Source organism: Bradyrhizobium hipponense, from assembly GCF_008123965.1.
GTDB lineage: Bacteria > Pseudomonadota > Alphaproteobacteria > Rhizobiales > Xanthobacteraceae > Bradyrhizobium > Bradyrhizobium hipponense.
Window position 1 is genome coordinate 1 of the sequence record NZ_VSTH01000045.1, and the last position, 17,692, is coordinate 17,692.

A 17,692-nucleotide genomic window follows, 5' to 3' on the forward strand; every position below is an offset into this window, starting at 1 on the left:
CCCCCCATCCCGACCATATTGCCGCCATGACAAAAAAGCCCTTTCGCCTCTCGCCCTACCAGGTGCAGTTCCTGATCGTCGTCGGCTTCGCGGCCGTCGGCTATGCGCTCTATCTGCGCTATCTCGGAATCGAAAACTCGCAAGTCACGCTCGCCTGCGATGCCGGCCTGCAGACCATGCTCTGCAAGGCCCGTTCGGTCTCGACGGTGCTGTTCAAGAACTCGGTGTTCGGCATTGTCGCACTGGTGGTGGCGACGCTGAACTTGATGCGGCCTTCGATCGTGCTCCTGACCGTCGGCATCATCGCCGCCGGCCTCGGCATCGTGCTCTACAATGTCGTGCTGTCGGGGCTCGCGATCGGCCTGCTTATCCTTGGATTTGCTCGGCCCGCGCCCGCCACAGCGTGAGCGCGAACAACAGACAGATCGCGCAGGTCCACAGCGACTGCCAGTTCTCGCGGCCTTCGTTGACGAGCACATAGGCCGCCGCCAGCGTCAGCACGCCTGCGAACACCGCCTCCGCGATCGGACGCTGGCCGATCTGCGGCCGGTTCAGCATCAGGATCGCGAACGGCACCACCGCCATCGTCAGCGAGGCGTAGGGGAAGTCGTGGTAGCGCGGGTCGAACACGAAGCCGACTGCGGTCTCCGCCGCGATCACCGCGGTCACCGCCAGGATCAGGCCGAGCACGGCCGTGAGCTTCGACCATTTCCGCCCCTCGCTCGGGCCAAGCAGATCGAGGAAGGTCGGCAGGCTTCTTCCGATGACGAGCGCCTGCGCGCAGAAGATCGGCGACAGGATGCCGGCCAGCAGCAGCGCGCCCCAGTGCAGCCAGCCGCCTATGCCGTAGCTTTCATAGTACATCTTGTCGGCGCCGACCCCGAGCAGGATGCCCGCTGACGTCGCTGAGATGCCGACACCCAGCCATGCCGAGAAGCGCGGCGTCCAGGGCCGCCGGCGCAGCGTGATGAGGGCGACCGCAAACACCAGTACGCACAAGCCCATGCCGGCGCCCATGTACCATTTCCAGTACGGGAAATTGCTGATTGGCTGACCCGGTGGATATTTGAGATTCCGGCGCACCGAATCGTACAGGCCCCAATAGCCGCCCACGGTGCCTTCCAGCTTGCGCTTCCACGGCTGGTCGTACGACTCGATCAGATTGACGCGAAACTTCTGCGCTTTGGCGAGGCTGAGGATTTCCGAGACCACCCGCGCCTGGTTGGTGCGCGACGGCAGCGCGCCGTCGCGCATGCGCCCCTCGCTCGGCCAGCCGGTCTCCCCAATGAGGATTTCCTTGCCGGGGAACGCCACCGCCATCCGCTCGCGGATCTGTTCGACATGAGCTGCGGCGAATTTCGCGCGCACCGGCACGTCTTCCCAATAGGGCAGGATGTGGATCGTGACGAAATCGACGGCGTCGTAGACCTCGCGATTCCGGTTCCAGTACTCCCAGACGTCGGCATAGGTGACGGGCACGCTGACCTGCGCCTTCACCAAGCGGATGATGGACACGAGGTCGCCGGTCGTCATCTCCCCGCGGAGCAGCACCTCATTGCCGACGATGAGGCTGGTGATGATTCCGGGAAAATCCTTGGTGAGGCGGATCGCGAGCGCGACCTGCTCAAAATTCTTGGTGCGGTTGCTGCTGAGCCAGATGCCCTGGAGCACTTTCAGCCCGCCGATCCGGGCTGCGATCGCCGGCACCTGGTCGAGCCCGTTCTCCATCGAATAGGTGCGGACGCAGTCGGTGATCTCCTTGAGCTGGCGCAGGTCCTGCTCGATCTGATCGGCCTCGATATGGGTCCATGCGTTCAGCGGCGACTGTTCGCCCCGGAACGGCGCGTAGGAGACGCATTGGACCTTGTCGGCCGGATCGATCGGCGCGCGCGCGAGCGTGATCGGCGTGGCCAACCACCACCACACGGCAGCAATCGCACCAAGGGAAACGAGCAGCAGCGCCAGTGGCGTACGAAGAGAAATCGGTTCCATCCTCCGCGAAGGGTCCGTCGATTACCTGCTTGCGCGCCATCTGCCAAGGGGTGGCCATCGGGATCGACCCCGTTCCCCTCCCCGAGGAATTTGGCTGCGGCCGTTGGACCGGGGGCCTAGGATCGTGACTTTGCTGGACAAAATTCGAAATACAGGTCATCAGATTTTGCGGGACTTTTCCGCCGCATTGGAGACCCATTTGGACGCCATCACCTGCGCGTCCGCGAGGTCCTGACGCGGACGGTCAGCGGATATATTGGGGAATTCATGCGGCAACGGGTGTTCGAGTTACGAAATGCGGTCCTGCGGCGGTCCGCCGCCACCTTGGCCGTCTCCACCCTTGTCCTGTTGGTTGGCCTTAGTGGCGCCTTCGCCCAGAGCGGCACGCCCGCGCCCGACCAGGGCAAGGCCGCCGCCCAGCCCGCAGATGCCGCCAAGGATGCCGCCCAGAACCAGCGCCGCACCGACGAGTTCGCGGAGGCAGCCCAGGTCGTCAATGGTCCCGCCGGCAATCCTGAATGCGTCTGGCTCGGCCGTCGCGTGGTGCGGCTGATGTGGCGGGACGACCTCGATACCGCGTTCCGCCATCTCGACCTCTATGACCGCTTCGGCTGCCCCGGCGGCCACATCCAGGCCGCCTTCCGCTGCCTGACCCGCTTTGGCGGCCAGATCGACCCCAAGATAGCCGAGACCCTGGACAGCCGTGTGCACGCTTGCTGGATCAACCCGGCCTCCCAGCCGCAACAAGCGGCGGCCACGGCCTCGCAGCCGGCGGCGCCGACCGCCGCCAATTCGCAGCCGCCGCAGCCCGCCGCCAGCCCCTCGCCTGCGGCAAGCCCGTCACCGGCGCCATCGAAATAGCCGCGACCGCTTCAGCCTTCGTTCAGGAACGATCGGCGATAGCTCGGGTTGGCACTGCCGCGTGCTTCCGAAACGGCCATGCCCTTATAACGTCATGAGGGCATGCCAGTTGTGAAACCGCGCGGCAGAGGTATGCTCCCTTTGCCGCGGACACGGTCGGATCTCGGGGTCGGATCCGCTTCCCTGCCACCTCAGCCCCTTTTGGTTTAGCCGCGATGCGCTTTGTCGCCGCCGTTCTGTTGCTTGTGTCCGCGCTCCACGCCGGCATCTGGGGAGTCTTGCGCGACAGGGAGCCTGCGCCGGACTTCAGGGGCCTGGTGCCCAGCCTGTCTTATACGCCGTTCGAACCGGGACATGTTGCCGACAACAACGTCGACCCCGACAAGATTCGTGCCGATCTGAAAAAGCTCTCGACCCTCACGCGCGCCATCCGCTCTTACTCCGCGACGGAAGGCAACGAGTTGGTGCCGCCGATCGCAGCCGAGTTCGGGCTCAAGGTCACGGTCGGCGGCTGGATCGGCAAGGACAAGGACCGCAACGAGCGCGAGATCAAGGCCGCCATTGAGCTCGCCCGCAAGAACAGCAATGTGAACGGCGTCGTCGTCGGCAACGAAGTGATTTACCGCGGCGAGCAGAAGGTCGAAGACCTGATCGAGATGATCAAGAGGGTGAAGAGCGCGGTCCGCGTGCCCGTCACCACCGGCGAGATCTGGAACATCTGGCGCGACAATCCGGACCTCGCATCCAACGTCGATTTCATCGCCGCCCACGTGCTGCCCTATTGGGAAAACTTCCGCTCGGACCAGGCGGTCGACCAGGCCGTCGACCGCTATAGCCTCTTGCGCAATTTGTTCCCCGGCAAGCGCATCGTGATCGCCGAATTCGGCTGGCCGAGCGCGGGCTACAACTTGCGCAACGCCGATCCCGGTCCATTCCAGCAGGCGCTGACGCTGCGCAACTTCGTCAGCCGCGCCGAAGCCATCGGCATGGAATACAACATCGTCGAGGCGATCGATCAGCCCTGGAAGTACTTTGAAGGCGGCGTCGGTCCGTATTGGGGCATCCTCAACGCCAGCCGCGAGCCGAAATTCGCCTGGACCGGTCCGGTGGAGAATCCCGACTATTGGAAGCTGATGGGCATCGCGCTGCTGGTCGGCGTGCTGTTATCGCTGCCGATCCTGCGGCTGGAAAAGCCGACCGCGCGGCAGGCCTTCCTGCTGTCGGCGACCGCCAACGGTGTTGGCGCCTGGGCCGCGACCGTTTTCGCGTTCTGGAACGGGCACTATTTCATTTTCGGCTCGGCCTTCGCACTGACACTCGGCATGATCCTACTTGTTCCGCTCGTCCTGATTGCGATGGCGCGGATCGACGAGATCGCAGCCGTGGCGCTCGGCCGGTCGCCGCAGCGGCTTTTGACCAAGAGCAAGCCGATCGCCGACGTGCCGGAGAATTACTGCCCGAAGGTCTCGATCCACATCCCGGCGTATTTCGAGCCGGTCGACATGCTCAAGCAGACGCTCGATGCGCTGTCGCGGCTGAACTATCCGAACTACGAATGCGTCGTCATCATCAACAACACGCCCGACCCCGCCTTTTGGCAGCCGATCCAGGATCATTGCCGCGCGCTCGGTGAACGCTTCAAGTTCATCAACGCCGAGAAAGTGCAGGGCTTCAAGGCCGGCGCCTTGCGCATTGCCATGGACCGCACTGCAGCGGATGCCGAGATCATCGGCATTCTCGATGCCGATTATGTCGTCGATCCCGACTGGCTAAAGGACCTCGTGCCGGCCTTCGCCGACGCAAGCGTCGGCCTGGTGCAGGCGCCGCAGGAGCATCGCGACGGCGACCTGTCGATCATGCACTACATCATGAACGGCGAATATGCCGGGTTCTTCGACATCGGCATGGTCCAGCGCAACGAGACCAATGCCATCATCGTGCACGGCACGATGTGCCTGATCCGCCGCGCTGCGATGGACATGGCCGGCGGCTGGTCGAGCGACACGATCTGCGAGGACAGCGATCTCGGGCTTGCCATCCAGGAACTCGGCTGGACCACCCATTACACCAACCACCGCTATGGCCAGGGCCTGCTCCCCGACACCTACGAGGCCTTCAAGAAGCAGCGTCACCGCTGGGCCTATGGCGGCCTGCAGATCGTAAAAAAGCACTGGCGCCACTTCCTGCCCGGCCGCAGCCGGCTGACGCCGGACCAGAAGCGCGAGTACGGTTTGGGCTGGCTGAACTGGCTTGGCGCCGAAAGCCTCGGCGTGGTGGTCGCGCTGCTCAACCTCGTCTGGGTGCCGATCGTCGCCTTTGCCGACATCGCCATCCCCGACAAGATTTTGACGCTGCCGATCATCGGCGCGTTCATCGTCTCGCTCGCGCACTTCCTGTCGATGTACCGCGCACGCGTCGCGATCAGACCCGGCCAGATGCTGGGCGCCATGATCGCGGCGATGAGCGTGCAGTGGACGGTGTCGCGCGCGGTGGCGCAGGGTCTGATTACCGAGCACATTGCGTTCGCGCGCACCTCCAAGGGCGGCCTGTCGCGGATGTCGATCGAGTTCCAGGCGTTCTGGGAGGCCGTGATCGGCGCCCTGCTGCTGATCGGCGCCGGCGTCCTGATCGCCTCCAACAGCTACCGGCAGATCACCGAGATCTACATCTTCGCCGGCGTGCTGGTGCTGCAGAGCCTGCCGTTCCTGGCCGCGGTCGCAATCGCGATCCTCGAGCTCAGCCGCATCAACTCGTTCCAGTTCTGGCGTGATAGCGCGATCCGCAGCGCCGAGCTGATCGGCCTGCGCCCGGTCGCACTGCCGACCCCCGCCGGCACGCCGCAGCCGGTGCCGAACGAGGTGCGGCGGGAGACGAACTGATCGCGCCCCGGCTACGGCGCGGGTCGAAGCCCCGCGCCCGCAAGGCGCCTCGATGTTCGGCGTGCATGACGCCCCGCCAACCGGTTGAAATTCCCGTGGTAAGTCACGGAAACGGCGGACAAATCCCCGCTTCTGCCGCGAGTTTCGGCAAGCACCCCCGCTATTGACCTCCGCGCCCCATCCCCCTACACAGCGCGGGCCGAAAGCATGATCGGGAAAACAGCCTCACCGGCATTCCCCGCGACGCGATCAAAACGTAGCGGCAAGACATGCTTCTCCAGATGACCGAAGACGATGGCGATCTCTTCAAAGCCATCCAGCGGCCATGGGAGCGCGTAGCTCAGCCGGTAGAGCACGTGACTTTTAATCACGGGGTCCTGGGTTCGAGCCCCAGCGCGCTCACCAAGCAAAATCAAAGACTTACGCATCAAGGTTGGCCCCCTCTCCCAAAAATCCTGCGTGCACCCGGTGCACTCGGGAGCGAGACATTGAACGCTCTCGCAATCGGACTGATGCTGGGCATCATCAGGTTCGCTCTGCTGGCAGTTGCTGTCGGCCTGCTCGCGATCGTCTGCCGGACTTGTGGCAAACGCGGCGCAATTCTCAGGGGCGATGGCGAGCCGGCATTGATGAACGTTCGCTGATCTCCGGTGAACCTCGTGCGTCTGTTCGGCGGAGCCGATCGAGGCGCCTATCTAATTCTTCCTTTTTAGCAATGATCCTCGCGGCCAGAATCTGATCGACGTCCGTGAACAACGCCCACAGCTCATCGACGGACATGTTCTCAAATTGCTGTCGGTAATCACGGTTGTCCAAAATCCAGCCCCCGGGGTTGGGGCGGTAGCAGCTAAGTCTTCAAAGGCCCGATTTCGTCGCCGATTCAGATTATCGCGTGCTGGCCGGGCCAACTGGACTCCTCATAAACCGCCTTCCTAGTTTCGCGTGCCACACCGAAGATTCTGCGCTCGGCCTCAGCTACTTGGCCTCGAAGGATCTCAAGTTCGGAAACTTGAGAAGCGAGTGCCTCAAGGTGTTGGCGCAGAGCGAAATGACGATCATCCAGTCGCGCACGATCATTCATTAAACGCCCCTCCATCAATATAGTTCGCCGCCGTTTGGACCACCCGCGAGGCTAGGAAAACTCGGCAATTTCGTCTGTTCGGTTTTCGACATTGGCTGTACCTTTCGCTCGGTGGAAAGCTCGAACTATCCACCAAGCTGGCGGATCACCTGAGCGTGCTCGCCGCCGAGGTCGAGCGGGCGGTTGCGGAGGGTGTGAAGCGCAAGAATTACGGCAAGAATTATGGTGCCAGTGCACCAAATCGCGCAGCCTGAGCCCTTGGAACTAGCGCCCAAGTCCCAAGCGATTGGTTTGACGGTTCCTCAGCTTTCCGGAACCAACGTCGCAGCCGGCATGCTCAGGGGAGCTCCTCCAACCGAAACAGGCCCTACAGATTTCGACTGCCGAGCCATCCGTTTGCGCATGGCTGCGGACAGTCCGTAGCGAGCATGCGCTCTCCGGATGGAGGACGTGACGTCCGACATCATCGCACCTTGCAGCGTGTCGACCTTCGCAATGAGCGTGGAAAGCTGCGAAGATATCTTCCTCACATCGACCCGTTCGTCCGTGATGCTCTGCCGCAGAAAAAGAAGTACGATTGAATCTTGCTGCAGCAGAGCAGCATTGTGCTGCAATGCGTGGTTGTTCTCCTGCAGCGACGCCGTGTGCTGCTGCTGGGCCGACTGAATATCCTTCAAGGCAGCGACAACCGGATCCGGTTTTGGTTTTGGCGCGGACGCCTCCCGGCGCGGAAGCAGTTCAACCAAGCTGCTGAAATTCGGAGACGGAAAATCAGACGGCAATGTGTAGATGGCCGCCGAGCCATTGATGGCCAGGGCACATACCGACAGCGCCAGGACCGATTTCCGGCTGGGCCGCTTGAGCGGTACTGGAGCTTCCTGCGCTGCAGGTTCGGGTGCTGCGGCGGCGAGTGCCAGTGCTACGGGGTCGAATTGTTCGACGAGGCCTTGCGCTTCCGATGTCGTGGTCATGTGCATTGACTCAAATGAGCGGGCAAAAGGAAGCCGACGCCGGAACGTCCTCGCGACGACTCCTCTACGCAGCACCCACCTACAACTGCCCAAAATTGTCGGCATTTCAGCTTAATTCCACGTTAGCGGCTTGGCCGCCCGGCATCTCCAGCCACCCCGGACGATTACGGGGTCTATGCGATGGAATTGGTCATGGGGCAGCCTGCTTCGAAGCACGACAAAGCCGCAGACAACTCCCCCAAAAGGTATAGGATTCAGCAAAACAGGAGGGAGCGGCATGTTTGAAATCAGCGGTTTCGACACGGCAGGCGTCGTCAGCCTCAAGCGGCTGTCACTCGCGGCCGCCCTCAAGAAGGCCAGAGAGCTTGTCGAGGACGAGTGCTGGGACGTTCAGATCGTTGATCCAACCGGCCGAGTATACTCCTCGTTTGAGGAGCAGGTCGCGTAGCCGCCCCGCCTTCGCTCTTCAGAAGCCACCGCCCATCAGATCGCGCTTGGCGAACCCTGCCGATGCGGTGATCCAAATGAAAACCCCAGCGCCTGGTAGGGAGCGCTGGGGGCGTTTTCAAAATATCAATCGGTAAAGCAATGATGGCTTCATAGCAGTGGCCTCGGAGATCGACTGTGAACTGGTTCACACGATTTCGCCGAATTTTTCCACAAGATGGACACGCGACGGCAACGCTGTTGCGCTGGCACGAACCAGCGTCAACGCCCGCGCGCCATGCAGTTGCCTATCAACTCATTTGGGAGCACGGTCTCTCCAGGCGCGCAGACGTCCTACAGGGAGAGACACATGAAGGAAACGGATGGCCGCCATCGGGACAAGGATGGCGGGATTAGCAAGAAGCACGGCAACACGATGGTCGGTACGTTGCGCAAGATCTACGGAAAGGGTTTTGCCGCCGGGTATCCGGATACGACAACACTCGGTGAGGTCCTGCTTCAGTTGAACGAGACGTCGCTGAGCCAGCTGCGTCGCGATCACGATACCGGGCATCTGGGTCACAAGATCGACCAAGCCTCGAAGTGACGGACTTCACCCGGCGCATCGACGTCGCCAAACTCATCTAGGCGAAACCAACGCCGCCGACCGGTCTTCGGCGATACGGCCCGGACAGAGGTGCGCGGTCGTTCGCCCTCACTTAGCGTTTGAGCCTTCCGAAACCGGGCGCTAGGATGAGCCCTTTTACGGAGGCTCATTTGAAATCAATCATTATCATCGCAGCCGTTGCACTCTTTGCTGCCGACCCCGCACGATCCCAGGCCCTCGTCGACCCCAACAAGGTCGCTCCCGAATATCGCGAGGCCGCGGAAAAACGCCGTGCCGAGCAGATACGGCAGCGCGAATGCGCCACGAAGGCGGATCTGGAAAAGGTGCTGCCGAGAGATCGCACCCTCTATCTCAACCATTGCCTGGAGGCACTGGCCGCCAAGCAGTAGCGGTCGAGCGGGCAGCTTTAGCGGACGCCGCACCCGCCTCTTGCGGAGATGACGCGGCCGCGGATTCCGCTAGCGCCGCCCGCATGCTCGCGTCCGTTGCATCGGATGCGCGAGACCTGCCGTTCATCTCATGCCGGCATTCAAGCTTTGTTCAGACATTTGGCGTCACGTAACGATGCATTTCGAATAGTCATTGTTGTTCGCACGTGAGCTTTGTCCAAATTCAGTGCACGCGCTGCAAAACCGTGTTTCGCGATCGTGCGGGGCGGTTGCAGGACGGCTATTCGCGGCAATGTCCGAGTTGCGAGGTTGTCTTGTTCTTCGCTGAGGATTCGCCGAATCCTCAGGTCAAGCTCGCGATGAGGCGCGCGCGCAAGGCCCGCAAGGGGCAGCGCGAGACTGAAGGAGCCAGGGCATCCGCAGCGCAACCGGGCGCTAGCTTTTCGCGATCATATGCCGGGCGGACGCACGGGACGGAGGATGGGGAGTAGCTCATCTCTGCCGCCGCTGCTTCCTCGGAAACAGCCGATCGCGGATGTAACGCGAGGTCGGGGTCAGGCGGATACCGCGGGGCTTGTGCCAGGCGGCGCGGTCGATCTCCTTCTTGTCGCCGATGGCGAGCCTGCCCTTGGCGCCCTTGGCAATGAAGATCGCGTCACTCATCTTGCGGCCGGAGCGCTTGTTCCTGGCCGTCACTTCCTTCCAGAGGCTGATCCTGCCGAGCTTCAGCTTGGGCAGCTCCTCCCTGATCTCGCGCCGCAGGCAGTCCTTTTCGGACTCGCGCGCGTGCCTGCGGCCGCCCGGGAACATCCACAGGCCGTCCGATCGGCGTCTGACCAACAACACCTTGCCGCGCTTGGCGGCAACCAGCTTGGAAGATTTCGCCATTGCTGCCGTAATCGAAAAATAGAATCGTGCCCAATGGTAACTTGTCTACTTCAATAGACAAGTTCGGCGGCGCTTTGATCACAGCCTGGGCCTATGGCGGGCGGATCACTTGCCAGGCGCGAGGTCAGCCTTCGCGCGCCCCCGCCTCGGAGCGGTCCTCCGTCCTGATCCACGCCGCCGCCATTTCCCACGCCACCGATAGGATGATCGGTCCGATAAACAGGCCGACAATGCCGTGGGCCAGCGTGCCGCCGATCACGCCGACGAAGATCACGATCGTCGGCGTGGTCAGGCCGCGCCCCATGACCAGCGGCTTCAACATGGTGTCGATGAAGCCGACAAGGACGAGAAACACCGTGAGCAGCAGCGCCGTGGTGACGTCCTTGGCGGTCCAGATCCAGATGATCACAGGCAGCAGCACGAGGAAGGCGCCGATCTGCACGATCGAGAGTAGCAGGACGATGAAGGCGAGAAGCCCGGCGCTCGGTACAGCCGCGAGCTTGAAGCCGAAGCCGGCGAGCAGCGCCTGCACGATGGCGACGCCGATCACCCCTTGCGCTACCGCGCGGATGGTGGCGCCCGCAAGACTCAGAAAATGCTCGCTCTGCTCGGGGACGATGCGAAACAGGAAGCCGCGCCCTGCCGCGACCAGCCGCGGCCCGTGCGGAAACAGGAAGCCGGCGACGAACACCGAGACCAGAAACTGCAGCGTTCCCAGGCTGGCGTCGCCGGCGAGCGACAACAGCGGTCCCGCCAGCGGCTGGAGATAGGGCGCGACCTCGCGCAGCACCGCGCGGATGTTGTTGTAGGCCTGATCCCAGAGCTCGAACAGCGTCGGGCCGATCACCGGCCACGACTTGATTTGCTCCGGCGCCGATTGGAGCGCGAGGTCGCCGGTGCCGAGTTGGTGCGCCAGCTCCCGCGCGCCGTCCACTGCGCTGATGCCAAGCCAGGTCGCCGGTCCGAGGACGATACCGAGCGTGAGCAGGGTGAGGATCGCCGCCGCGGTCTTGGGCCGGCCGCCGAGCAATTTGGCGAGCCAGTTGAAGGCCGGATAGAAGGCGACCGCGAGCACACAGCTCCAGGCCAGGATCGGCACGAACGGACGGATGATCAGGAACGTCCAGATGATCAGCAGTGCCAGAAGGCCAAGCCGGATCACGAGCTGGATGATGTCCTCTCCGGTCAGGAGCTGACGGAGACTTTTCACGGGCACGGCTTTCCTTGCGACATCGATGCGACGTCCGGCGCTTGCGCGGTTCCTGCGTTATTGCCAGCAATGCATCCGGCGTCAAGGCGACCAGGTGGCCCGGCGGGCGTGAACACCGCCCTGAACGTGATCGTTCACGCTCACCGGCGGCGCGATTTGGGCCGGCCGGCGCTCATTGCGCCCCGAAAGATGGAGGCCGTAGCCGACCGGGTTTGCCTAACGGCCATTAACCGGATTTCGGCCGACCGGTTTACGCCGCTGCAAAGGCTCGCATCTACGCTTGACCTCCACGTCACAAAAACACTTTCGGTGCAATGGCCAACACCATCTGGACAATCGAAGAATTCACCTGCCCCGGCTGCAGCATGAGCTACAGCGCGACCCGGGAGGAGCACACCGAGCCGCACGCCGGCAGCTTCAAATGCAGCGTCTGCAGCGGCGTAGTACACAGCTGGTCCGGCAAGCATCATTTCTTCGGCTGGCAAGCGGTGAAGAGCAAGCCGCCGGTGTTCGGAAGGCGCTGGGCTGGCGTGGGCTGGTAGGCGAGCGCCGACACGGTCATTCATCGCGCAAACATACTCCGTCGTTGCGAGCGCAGCGAAGCAACCCGGCGTCTGGAGCGAACCGCGCGCGTGCAACACGCGCGAGGTGGACAGGAGAATCGGGCCAATTGCGCCAATCGCGTTGGGACTCCGTTCACCGATCGCCGCTAGATCAGATGGATCCTCCGCCCCGAACACCCGCCATGGCCGATCTCAACGCCGTCCTCACCAGGCTCAACGACCGTCTGCTCCGCCTCGAGGGCGAGCTGTTCGTGCTGCGCTCGCTGGCGCGCGCAACGCTGACCGCAGGCGACGACCATGCGGCGCGGATGCGCAAGCTGGTCGAGGCGGCAAAAATCGCCCTCGACGACGAGGCCAGGCGTCCGCTGGACAAGCCGACGCGCAAATATGTCGATGCAGCCACCGCACTGGTGGACGAGCTTCTGGTCGAGCCGACCCCGGCGCGGCCGCTGTTCACGGTGATCGACGGCGGCCGGCGCGACTGATTGCTTCAGACGGGTCGTGTCGCGCCGAGATCGGCGGAATCCGCCTTGAGCCGGCTGAGGCCGGCTTCGATGATCGCGATCTCCTCATCGATCTTGCCGATCGGCAGACTGAAATCGAATCCGGACCCGCTCTTCAGATCGACCGCCAGCCGCTGCCTGTGCATCATCAGCTCGTCGAGGCCACGCCGGTTCTTCAGTCGCACATAGGTGTCGACGATCTGCTCAATCGCGCTCGGCATGAAATCGGTCCCGGCAGAAATGCCCGGTCGGCGCAGCCGCGCCGGCGGGACATTTCGGTGTCGCGGTACGCAATACAAATCCGCGACGGATTCGTCGATACGCCAGACGGGTTGAGAACGTGTTACCGCCAGGTGATTTCGTGATGCGCGGCGCTCAGCGCATTGTTGATAACCGGCGCAAATGCCGCGCGGATGGTGACAGGACGTCCGGACGTGTTATCGGGAATGACGCAGCTGCGAAACGGATCGGACACCCATGCGCATTACACTTGTCGGCTCCCGCCATTTCGGCGTCACCACCCTGAACATGCTCCGGGAGCATAGCGTATCAATCGTGCAGATCGTGGTCGCCGATGCCGAGGATCGCCTCGCCGCGACAGCCAGGGCCGCCGGCATCGAGGTGGTGGTGCAGGCCGATCCGAAGCTGGTCGTCGCCTCCGAGATCGCGCCCGATACCGACCTGATTATCACGGCGCACAGCCACGCGCGGATCGGCAAGGACGCACTCGCCGCAGCGAAGTTCGGCGGGATCGGCTATCACCCCTCGCTGCTGCCGCGCCACCGCGGCAAGGCTGCGGTCGAATGGACCATCAAGGAGGGTGATCCGATCGCCGGTGGCACGATCTATCATCTCGCCGACCGCATGGACGCCGGCGCCATCGCCGCTCAGGACTGGTGCTTCGTCAAGAACGGCGAGACGGCACGAGAGTTGTGGGAGCGCGCACTCGCGCCGCTCGGGCTCAAATTGCTCGGCGACGTCATCGACTACGCCAAGGTTCACAAGGCGCTTCCGGCCAAGCCCCAGGACGAGCAGTTCGCAACCTCGGCGCCTGTCCTGACATTTACCCTTAACGTGAAGTCGCGTTGATTTCGCTTCGAAAATCGGAACCGGAAACGCAAATAAACCATTGTTTCCACAGGAACAATTTTCAATTTGGCAATGCAACAAATTTCCGTCACATTTCGCCCGAATAAGTGGCATCATCTCAGACATATTCAAGGACGGAATTTATGCGTTTTGATCGCATTGCGGCGTTCTGTGCCGCCACAGTTTTCGCCGGCACCCTCGCCGCTCCTGCCTTCTCCCAGACCCCCTATGACGGCAACTGGCAGGTCACCATCGTCACCAAGAGCGGCTCCTGCGAACCCACTGCAAGCTCGATGTTGACCGTTGCCGACGGCAAAATCACCGCGCCCGGCGCTAACGTTTCCGGCACCATCGGCCGGGAGGGTCTTGTGAAAGTTTCGATCAATGGTGCATATGCCAACGGTCAACTCAGCGGCAACGCCGGATCGGGAAAGTGGAATGGAGCATCTGCAGGCATACCGTGCAGCGGGCGGTGGGAAGCATCGCGCCAATAAGCAATTCGGGACCAGCGTTCTAAACCGGCGGCTGCTGACGGCAACCGCCGTTTTGTTTGCGGCAGCGTTCGCGAACACCAAAGCCAGCGCTCAGTCCGGCCCCTTCGCGCCGATGGCAGGAACCTGGAGCGGTGGCGGCACCGTCATCCTGGACGACGGCTCCACCGAGCGCATCCGCTGCCGGGCCAAATATGCGCCGATCGGGCCGACCATGGAGATGTCGCTGACCTGCGCCAGCGACGCCTACAAGTTCAATCTCGCGGCCAGCGTCCGCTCGGAAGGCAGCGCCATTAGCGGGAGCTGGAGCGAAGCCAGCCGCAATATCAGCGGCTCGCTTCTGGGCCGCGGCGGCGGTGGAAATTTCGAAGTGGTCGTCTCCGCCGCGGGCTTCAACGCCAACCTCGCGCTGAAGACGAGCGGCAACAAGCAGACCGTCACGATGCGCGCCGACAGCCAGTTCCGCGGCGCCAACATCGCGCTGTCGAAATAGGCCAGTACGGTAATACGATAATCGATCCGGCGACTTCGCCGGATCGATTTTTTTATGCGCTCGGAACGAACGCCGTCACCTCGATCTCGACCTTGGCCCGCTCGTCCACCAGCCCGCCGACAAAGAGCAGCGTCGAAGGCGGGAAATTGCGCGCGAGCGTTTCCTTCCAGGCTGCGCCGATGCCGGCGCCTGCGGTCTCATATTCGCTGCGGCTGGTCAGGTACCAGGTCAGGCGGACGATATGTTCGGGGCCGGCGCTCGCCTCTGCCAGCAGCTTGATGATCCGATTCAGCGCGGTTGCGACCTGCGCGGCCATATCAGGCGCGTAACTTCCGGTCTCGTCGCTGCCGGTCTGTCCGGCCAGCACCACCCATCGGCCCGGCCCCTCCACCACCACGCCATGGGAAAAGCCGCGCGGTTTCGACCATTCGGCCGGCTGCAGGATGCGCATGAAGTCCTCCCTTTTTTCTCGTTGTTCGTCGAAGCCTTAGCACGCCGCCGTGCATCGCTGCACCGGCAGATTTGGCCGTTGCAAACGGCGGCGATGTCGCCGATACCGGCCTCCCTTCAGGATTCTCGCTTCCCACATTTCATCCCGATGAGCACGATACCGTCCAAAACGATGGCTGCACTGTGGATGGCCGGATGGCTGTCGCTGATGCTGGTCATGGCGGTTGCCGGGCGCGAAACTACGCGCGAGCTGAACGTTTTTCAAATCATGGAAGTGAGGTCGCTGGTCGGCTTCGTTCTGCTCTCGCCGATCATCTACCGCGCCGGCGGCTTCAAGGTGCTCGGGACATCGCGCCTGCTGCAGCACATCGGGCGCAATCTGGTGCACTATGTCGCTCAGCTCGGCTGGTTCGTCGCGCTGACGCTGATCCCGATCGGTCAGGTGGTGGCGATCGAATTCACCATGCCGATCTGGACGGCGCTGCTCGCGGCAAGCTTCCTGTCCGAGCGCATGACGCCGTGGAAGATCGCCGCCATCGTGCTCGGCCTCATCGGCGTGATCGTCATCGTCCGGCCCGCCACCGGCGAGATCAATCCGGGCCAAGTCATCGCACTCGGCGCCGCCATGGGTTTTGGCGTATCGATGGCACTGGTCAAGTCGCTGACCCGAACCGAAAGCGCGCTCTCGATCCTGTTCTGGATGCTGGTGGTGCAATCGGTCGCGGGCTTCGTTCCGACGCTGTTCGTCTGGAGCTGGCCGTCGGCCTATGTCTGGGCATGGGTCGGCGTGATCGCCGTCTGCGGCACGTTTTCGCATTACTGTCTCGCCAGCGCGATGCGCTATGCGGACGCGACCATTGTCGTTCCCATGGACTTCCTGCGGGTTCCCCTGACCGCGACCGCCGGCTGGCTGCTCTATTCGGAGCGGCTGGACGCCTGGACCGTGCTCGGCGCGGCATTGATCCTGTTCGGAAATCTATTGAATCTGAAGCCCGGCGCACCGGTTCCTGCCCCCGCGCCGTGAACCACGTGTCGCCTCGCGCGACAAAACAAAGACAAAACAAAATAGGGTGGTCGAAAGTGATTTGGATCACGTTGGAGGGGCATTCCATCGTGCACATTCGGCCGCAACGCAGTGAGTTGGGCGACTGGTCGTTTTGCTGGCGCGAAGCCGGGCAATTTGTGTAAGTTCGCTGCCAATTTGTTGCTGCCTGCAATTCGATTCTGATGGGGATTTCAGATGCGCACTCTCACCCTTCTCGCCTCGCTGATGTGCATGGCGCTGTCGGTCAGCGCCGCGAAGGCTGATCGCCGCGTCGCTTTCGTGGTCGGCAATGGCGCCTACAAGAACGTCGCACAATTGCCGAACCCGCCGATCGACGCCAAGGCGATGGCGGCTACGCTACGAAATGTCGGCTTCGAGGTGATTGAAGGTTCGAACTTGTCGCGCGACCAGATGACGGAGAAGCTGCTTGATTTCGGCCGCAAGGCGCAGGGCTCCGATGTCGCCGTGTTCTACTATGCCGGTCACGGCATTGCCGTCGGCGGCTCCAACTATCTGCTGCCGGTCGACGCCGACATCAAATCGGAGATGGACGTCAAGCTCGGCGCCGCCATCAACATCGACCTGACCCTCGATCAAACCATGGGCGACGCCAAGGTCAAGCTCGTCTTCCTCGACGCCTGCCGCGACAATCCGTTTGCGGCGAAGATTAAGTCGAACTCCGCAACCCGCAGCGTCAACGTGCAGAGCGGCCTCGCTGAGATGAAGTCCGGCGAAGGCACCCTGATCGCGTTCGCCACCGGCCCGGGACAGACCGCGCTCGACGGCCAGGAAGGCAACAACAGCCCGTTCACCCGTGCGCTGATCGACAACATCACCAAGCCCGGCGTCGAGATCCAGCAGGCGATGACCCAGGTGCGTGCCCAGGTCAACGAGGAGACCCACAAGGGCCAGCTTCCCTGGGGTCACACCAACCTGATCGGCGCGGTCTACCTCAACCAGGCGCCCACCACGCAGGTGGCCAACGCTTCGCCGACCGCGGCTGGAAGCGTGCCGGCGGCTGCCACCGGCGGCAGCTCGGACGGTGTCGAGCTCGAGTACTGGCGCTCGGTGAAGGAGTCCAACAAGCCTGAAGAGCTCAACGCCTATCTCTCGGCCTATCCGAACGGTCAGTTCAAGGCGCTGGCGCTGGCACGGCTCGCGGCGATCAAGAGCGGCCCGTCGACCACGACCCGGGCGCTCAATGCAGGCATCGATCCCGCGACCTTTACCGACGAGGCCAGCCAGCTCACCGAAGACCAGATGGGGCTGGACAAGAACCAGCGTCGCGATGTGCAGCGCCGTCTCACCGGGCTCGGCTTCGACACCAAGCTGACCGGTGTCTTCAGCGATGAGACGCGCTCGGTGCTCAAGCGCTGGCAGGCGGCACGCGGTTATCCATCGTCAGGGTACCTCAACAAGCTCCAACACAAGGCCCTGCTCGCGGAGATCGTGGCCGGCCCGCCGACCGCGAGCGAAAACAGCCAGAAGGCGGCCCGGCGTGCCAGCAGTGCCCCCGCAGCCGGCAGCGCGCCGGCTCCTGCTCCCCGCAGCAACGGTGGCGGCGATGCCGCCGGTGCGGCCTTCGTCGGTGGCGTCGTTGGCGGCATGATGGGCGGCATGTTCCGCCGGTAAACCGCGGAGCCCGATCCAAAAACCAAAGCCCGGCTCAAAGCCGGGCTTTTTCGTCTTCCTCTCTATTTCGTCTTCCCCTCATGGTGAGGAGGCGCGCCAGC

Annotated in this window: 21 protein-coding genes and 1 tRNA gene; 15 read left to right on the forward strand and 7 right to left on the reverse strand. The window is 63.0% G+C overall.

Features of this window, described 5'->3' with window-relative positions; genetic code table 11:
- The first annotated feature begins 26 nt into the window (after positions 1-26).
- Positions 27-407 (forward strand): hypothetical protein, encoded by a 381-nt coding sequence (locus FXV83_RS13450; protein WP_148739659.1) that lies wholly within the window; start codon positions 27-29, stop codon positions 405-407.
- Here FXV83_RS13450 and FXV83_RS13455 read toward each other — a convergent pair.
- Positions 367-1,992: a glycoside hydrolase family 17 protein gene (locus tag FXV83_RS13455; protein ID WP_148739660.1), complete on the reverse strand. Its 1,626-nt coding sequence runs from the start codon at positions 1,990-1,992 to the stop codon at positions 367-369. The genes FXV83_RS13450 and FXV83_RS13455 overlap by 41 nt on opposite strands.
- A gap of 267 nt (positions 1,993-2,259) precedes the next feature.
- Between FXV83_RS13455 and FXV83_RS13460 the strand changes: the two genes are divergently transcribed.
- Together FXV83_RS13460 and FXV83_RS13465 are read left to right on the forward strand one after the other, a co-directional pair.
- Entirely contained in the window at positions 2,260-2,853 is a 594-nt protein-coding gene (locus tag FXV83_RS13460; RefSeq protein ID WP_148739661.1) for a beta-1-3, beta-1-6-glucan biosynthesis protein, read from the forward strand.
- A gap of 215 nt (positions 2,854-3,068) precedes the next feature.
- Positions 3,069-5,732 (forward strand): glycosyltransferase, encoded by a 2,664-nt coding sequence (locus FXV83_RS13465; RefSeq protein ID WP_148739662.1) that lies wholly within the window; start codon positions 3,069-3,071, stop codon positions 5,730-5,732.
- 185 nt (positions 5,733-5,917) lie between these two features.
- Here FXV83_RS13465 and FXV83_RS42630 read toward each other — a convergent pair whose 3' ends face one another.
- Positions 5,918-6,088: a hypothetical protein gene (locus FXV83_RS42630; protein WP_187435873.1), complete on the reverse strand. Its 171-nt coding sequence runs from the start codon at positions 6,086-6,088 to the stop codon at positions 5,918-5,920.
- On the opposite strand from FXV83_RS42630, the gene FXV83_RS13470 reads away from it, so the two are divergent.
- Positions 6,062-6,137, forward strand: a tRNA-Lys gene (locus tag FXV83_RS13470). The two genes, FXV83_RS42630 and FXV83_RS13470, sit on opposite strands and share 27 nt — an antisense overlap.
- A gap of 83 nt (positions 6,138-6,220) precedes the next feature.
- On the forward strand, positions 6,221-6,376 hold the full coding sequence (locus FXV83_RS42635) for a hypothetical protein (RefSeq protein WP_187435874.1): 156 nt from the start codon (positions 6,221-6,223) through the stop codon (positions 6,374-6,376).
- 739 nt (positions 6,377-7,115) lie between these two features.
- Here the strand turns inward: FXV83_RS42635 and FXV83_RS13480 are convergent.
- Complete coding sequence (locus FXV83_RS13480; RefSeq protein WP_148739664.1) at positions 7,116-7,790, reverse strand: hypothetical protein; 675 nt, start codon at positions 7,788-7,790, stop codon at positions 7,116-7,118.
- A gap of 271 nt (positions 7,791-8,061) precedes the next feature.
- Between FXV83_RS13480 and FXV83_RS42640 the strand changes: the two genes are divergently transcribed.
- The 3 genes from FXV83_RS42640 (at position 8,062) to FXV83_RS13490 (ending at position 9,227) form a co-directional block, all read left to right on the forward strand.
- A complete protein-coding gene (locus FXV83_RS42640) occupies positions 8,062-8,232 on the forward strand; it encodes a hypothetical protein (protein WP_187435875.1) in 171 nt (56 codons plus the stop codon).
- A 348-nt stretch (positions 8,233-8,580) separates the two neighbouring features.
- Positions 8,581-8,817: a hypothetical protein gene (locus FXV83_RS13485; protein WP_148739665.1), complete on the forward strand. Its 237-nt coding sequence runs from the start codon at positions 8,581-8,583 to the stop codon at positions 8,815-8,817.
- Between the two features lie 170 nt (positions 8,818-8,987).
- Complete coding sequence (locus tag FXV83_RS13490) at positions 8,988-9,227, forward strand: hypothetical protein (protein ID WP_148739666.1); 240 nt, start codon at positions 8,988-8,990, stop codon at positions 9,225-9,227.
- Between the two features lie 492 nt (positions 9,228-9,719).
- Here the strand turns inward: FXV83_RS13490 and FXV83_RS13500 are convergent, their stop codons facing one another.
- Positions 9,720-10,115, reverse strand: coding sequence for an NUDIX hydrolase (locus FXV83_RS13500; protein ID WP_148739668.1), 396 nt, complete (start codon positions 10,113-10,115; stop codon positions 9,720-9,722).
- A 124-nt stretch (positions 10,116-10,239) separates the two neighbouring features.
- Positions 10,240-11,331, reverse strand: coding sequence for an AI-2E family transporter (locus tag FXV83_RS13505; RefSeq protein ID WP_148739669.1), 1,092 nt, complete (start codon positions 11,329-11,331; stop codon positions 10,240-10,242).
- Positions 11,332-11,639: 308 nt separating this feature from the next.
- On the opposite strand from FXV83_RS13505, the gene FXV83_RS13510 reads away from it, so the two are divergent.
- The gene (locus FXV83_RS13510; RefSeq protein WP_148739670.1) at positions 11,640-11,867 is read left to right on the forward strand and encodes a hypothetical protein; all 228 of its coding nucleotides are present in this window, start codon (positions 11,640-11,642) and stop codon (positions 11,865-11,867) included.
- A 203-nt stretch (positions 11,868-12,070) separates the two neighbouring features.
- Positions 12,071-12,373, forward strand: a complete 303-nt coding sequence (locus FXV83_RS13515; RefSeq protein WP_148739671.1) for a hypothetical protein — start codon at positions 12,071-12,073, stop codon at positions 12,371-12,373.
- A gap of 5 nt (positions 12,374-12,378) precedes the next feature.
- Here the strand turns inward: FXV83_RS13515 and FXV83_RS13520 are convergent, their stop codons facing one another.
- The gene (locus FXV83_RS13520) at positions 12,379-12,612 is read right to left on the reverse strand and encodes a hypothetical protein (RefSeq protein ID WP_148739672.1); all 234 of its coding nucleotides are present in this window, start codon (positions 12,610-12,612) and stop codon (positions 12,379-12,381) included.
- Between the two features lie 256 nt (positions 12,613-12,868).
- Here FXV83_RS13520 and FXV83_RS13525 point away from each other — a divergent pair, with 256 nt between their 5' ends.
- The 3 genes from FXV83_RS13525 (at position 12,869) to FXV83_RS13535 (ending at position 14,464) form a co-directional block, all read left to right on the forward strand.
- A complete protein-coding gene (locus FXV83_RS13525) occupies positions 12,869-13,480 on the forward strand; it encodes a formyltransferase family protein (protein ID WP_148739673.1) in 612 nt (203 codons plus the stop codon).
- A gap of 143 nt (positions 13,481-13,623) precedes the next feature.
- A complete protein-coding gene (locus tag FXV83_RS13530; protein WP_148739674.1) occupies positions 13,624-13,974 on the forward strand; it encodes a hypothetical protein in 351 nt (116 codons plus the stop codon).
- Positions 13,919-14,464 carry a hypothetical protein gene (locus FXV83_RS13535; RefSeq protein WP_187435876.1) on the forward strand — a complete coding sequence of 182 codons (546 nt, stop codon included), beginning with the start codon at positions 13,919-13,921 and terminating at the stop codon, positions 14,462-14,464. Before FXV83_RS13530 ends, FXV83_RS13535 begins: the two co-directional genes overlap by 56 nt.
- 52 nt (positions 14,465-14,516) lie before the next feature.
- Here the strand turns inward: FXV83_RS13535 and FXV83_RS13540 are convergent, their stop codons facing one another.
- Entirely contained in the window at positions 14,517-14,915 is a 399-nt protein-coding gene (locus FXV83_RS13540) for a RidA family protein (protein WP_148739676.1), read from the reverse strand.
- A 147-nt stretch (positions 14,916-15,062) separates the two neighbouring features.
- Here FXV83_RS13540 and FXV83_RS13545 point away from each other — a divergent pair, with 147 nt between their 5' ends.
- Together FXV83_RS13545 and FXV83_RS13550 are read left to right on the forward strand one after the other, a co-directional pair.
- The gene (locus tag FXV83_RS13545; RefSeq protein WP_148739677.1) at positions 15,063-15,938 is read left to right on the forward strand and encodes a DMT family transporter; all 876 of its coding nucleotides are present in this window, start codon (positions 15,063-15,065) and stop codon (positions 15,936-15,938) included.
- 216 nt (positions 15,939-16,154) lie between these two features.
- Complete coding sequence (locus FXV83_RS13550) at positions 16,155-17,591, forward strand: caspase family protein (protein WP_148739678.1); 1,437 nt, start codon at positions 16,155-16,157, stop codon at positions 17,589-17,591.
- The last annotated feature ends 101 nt before the right edge of the window (positions 17,592-17,692 follow it).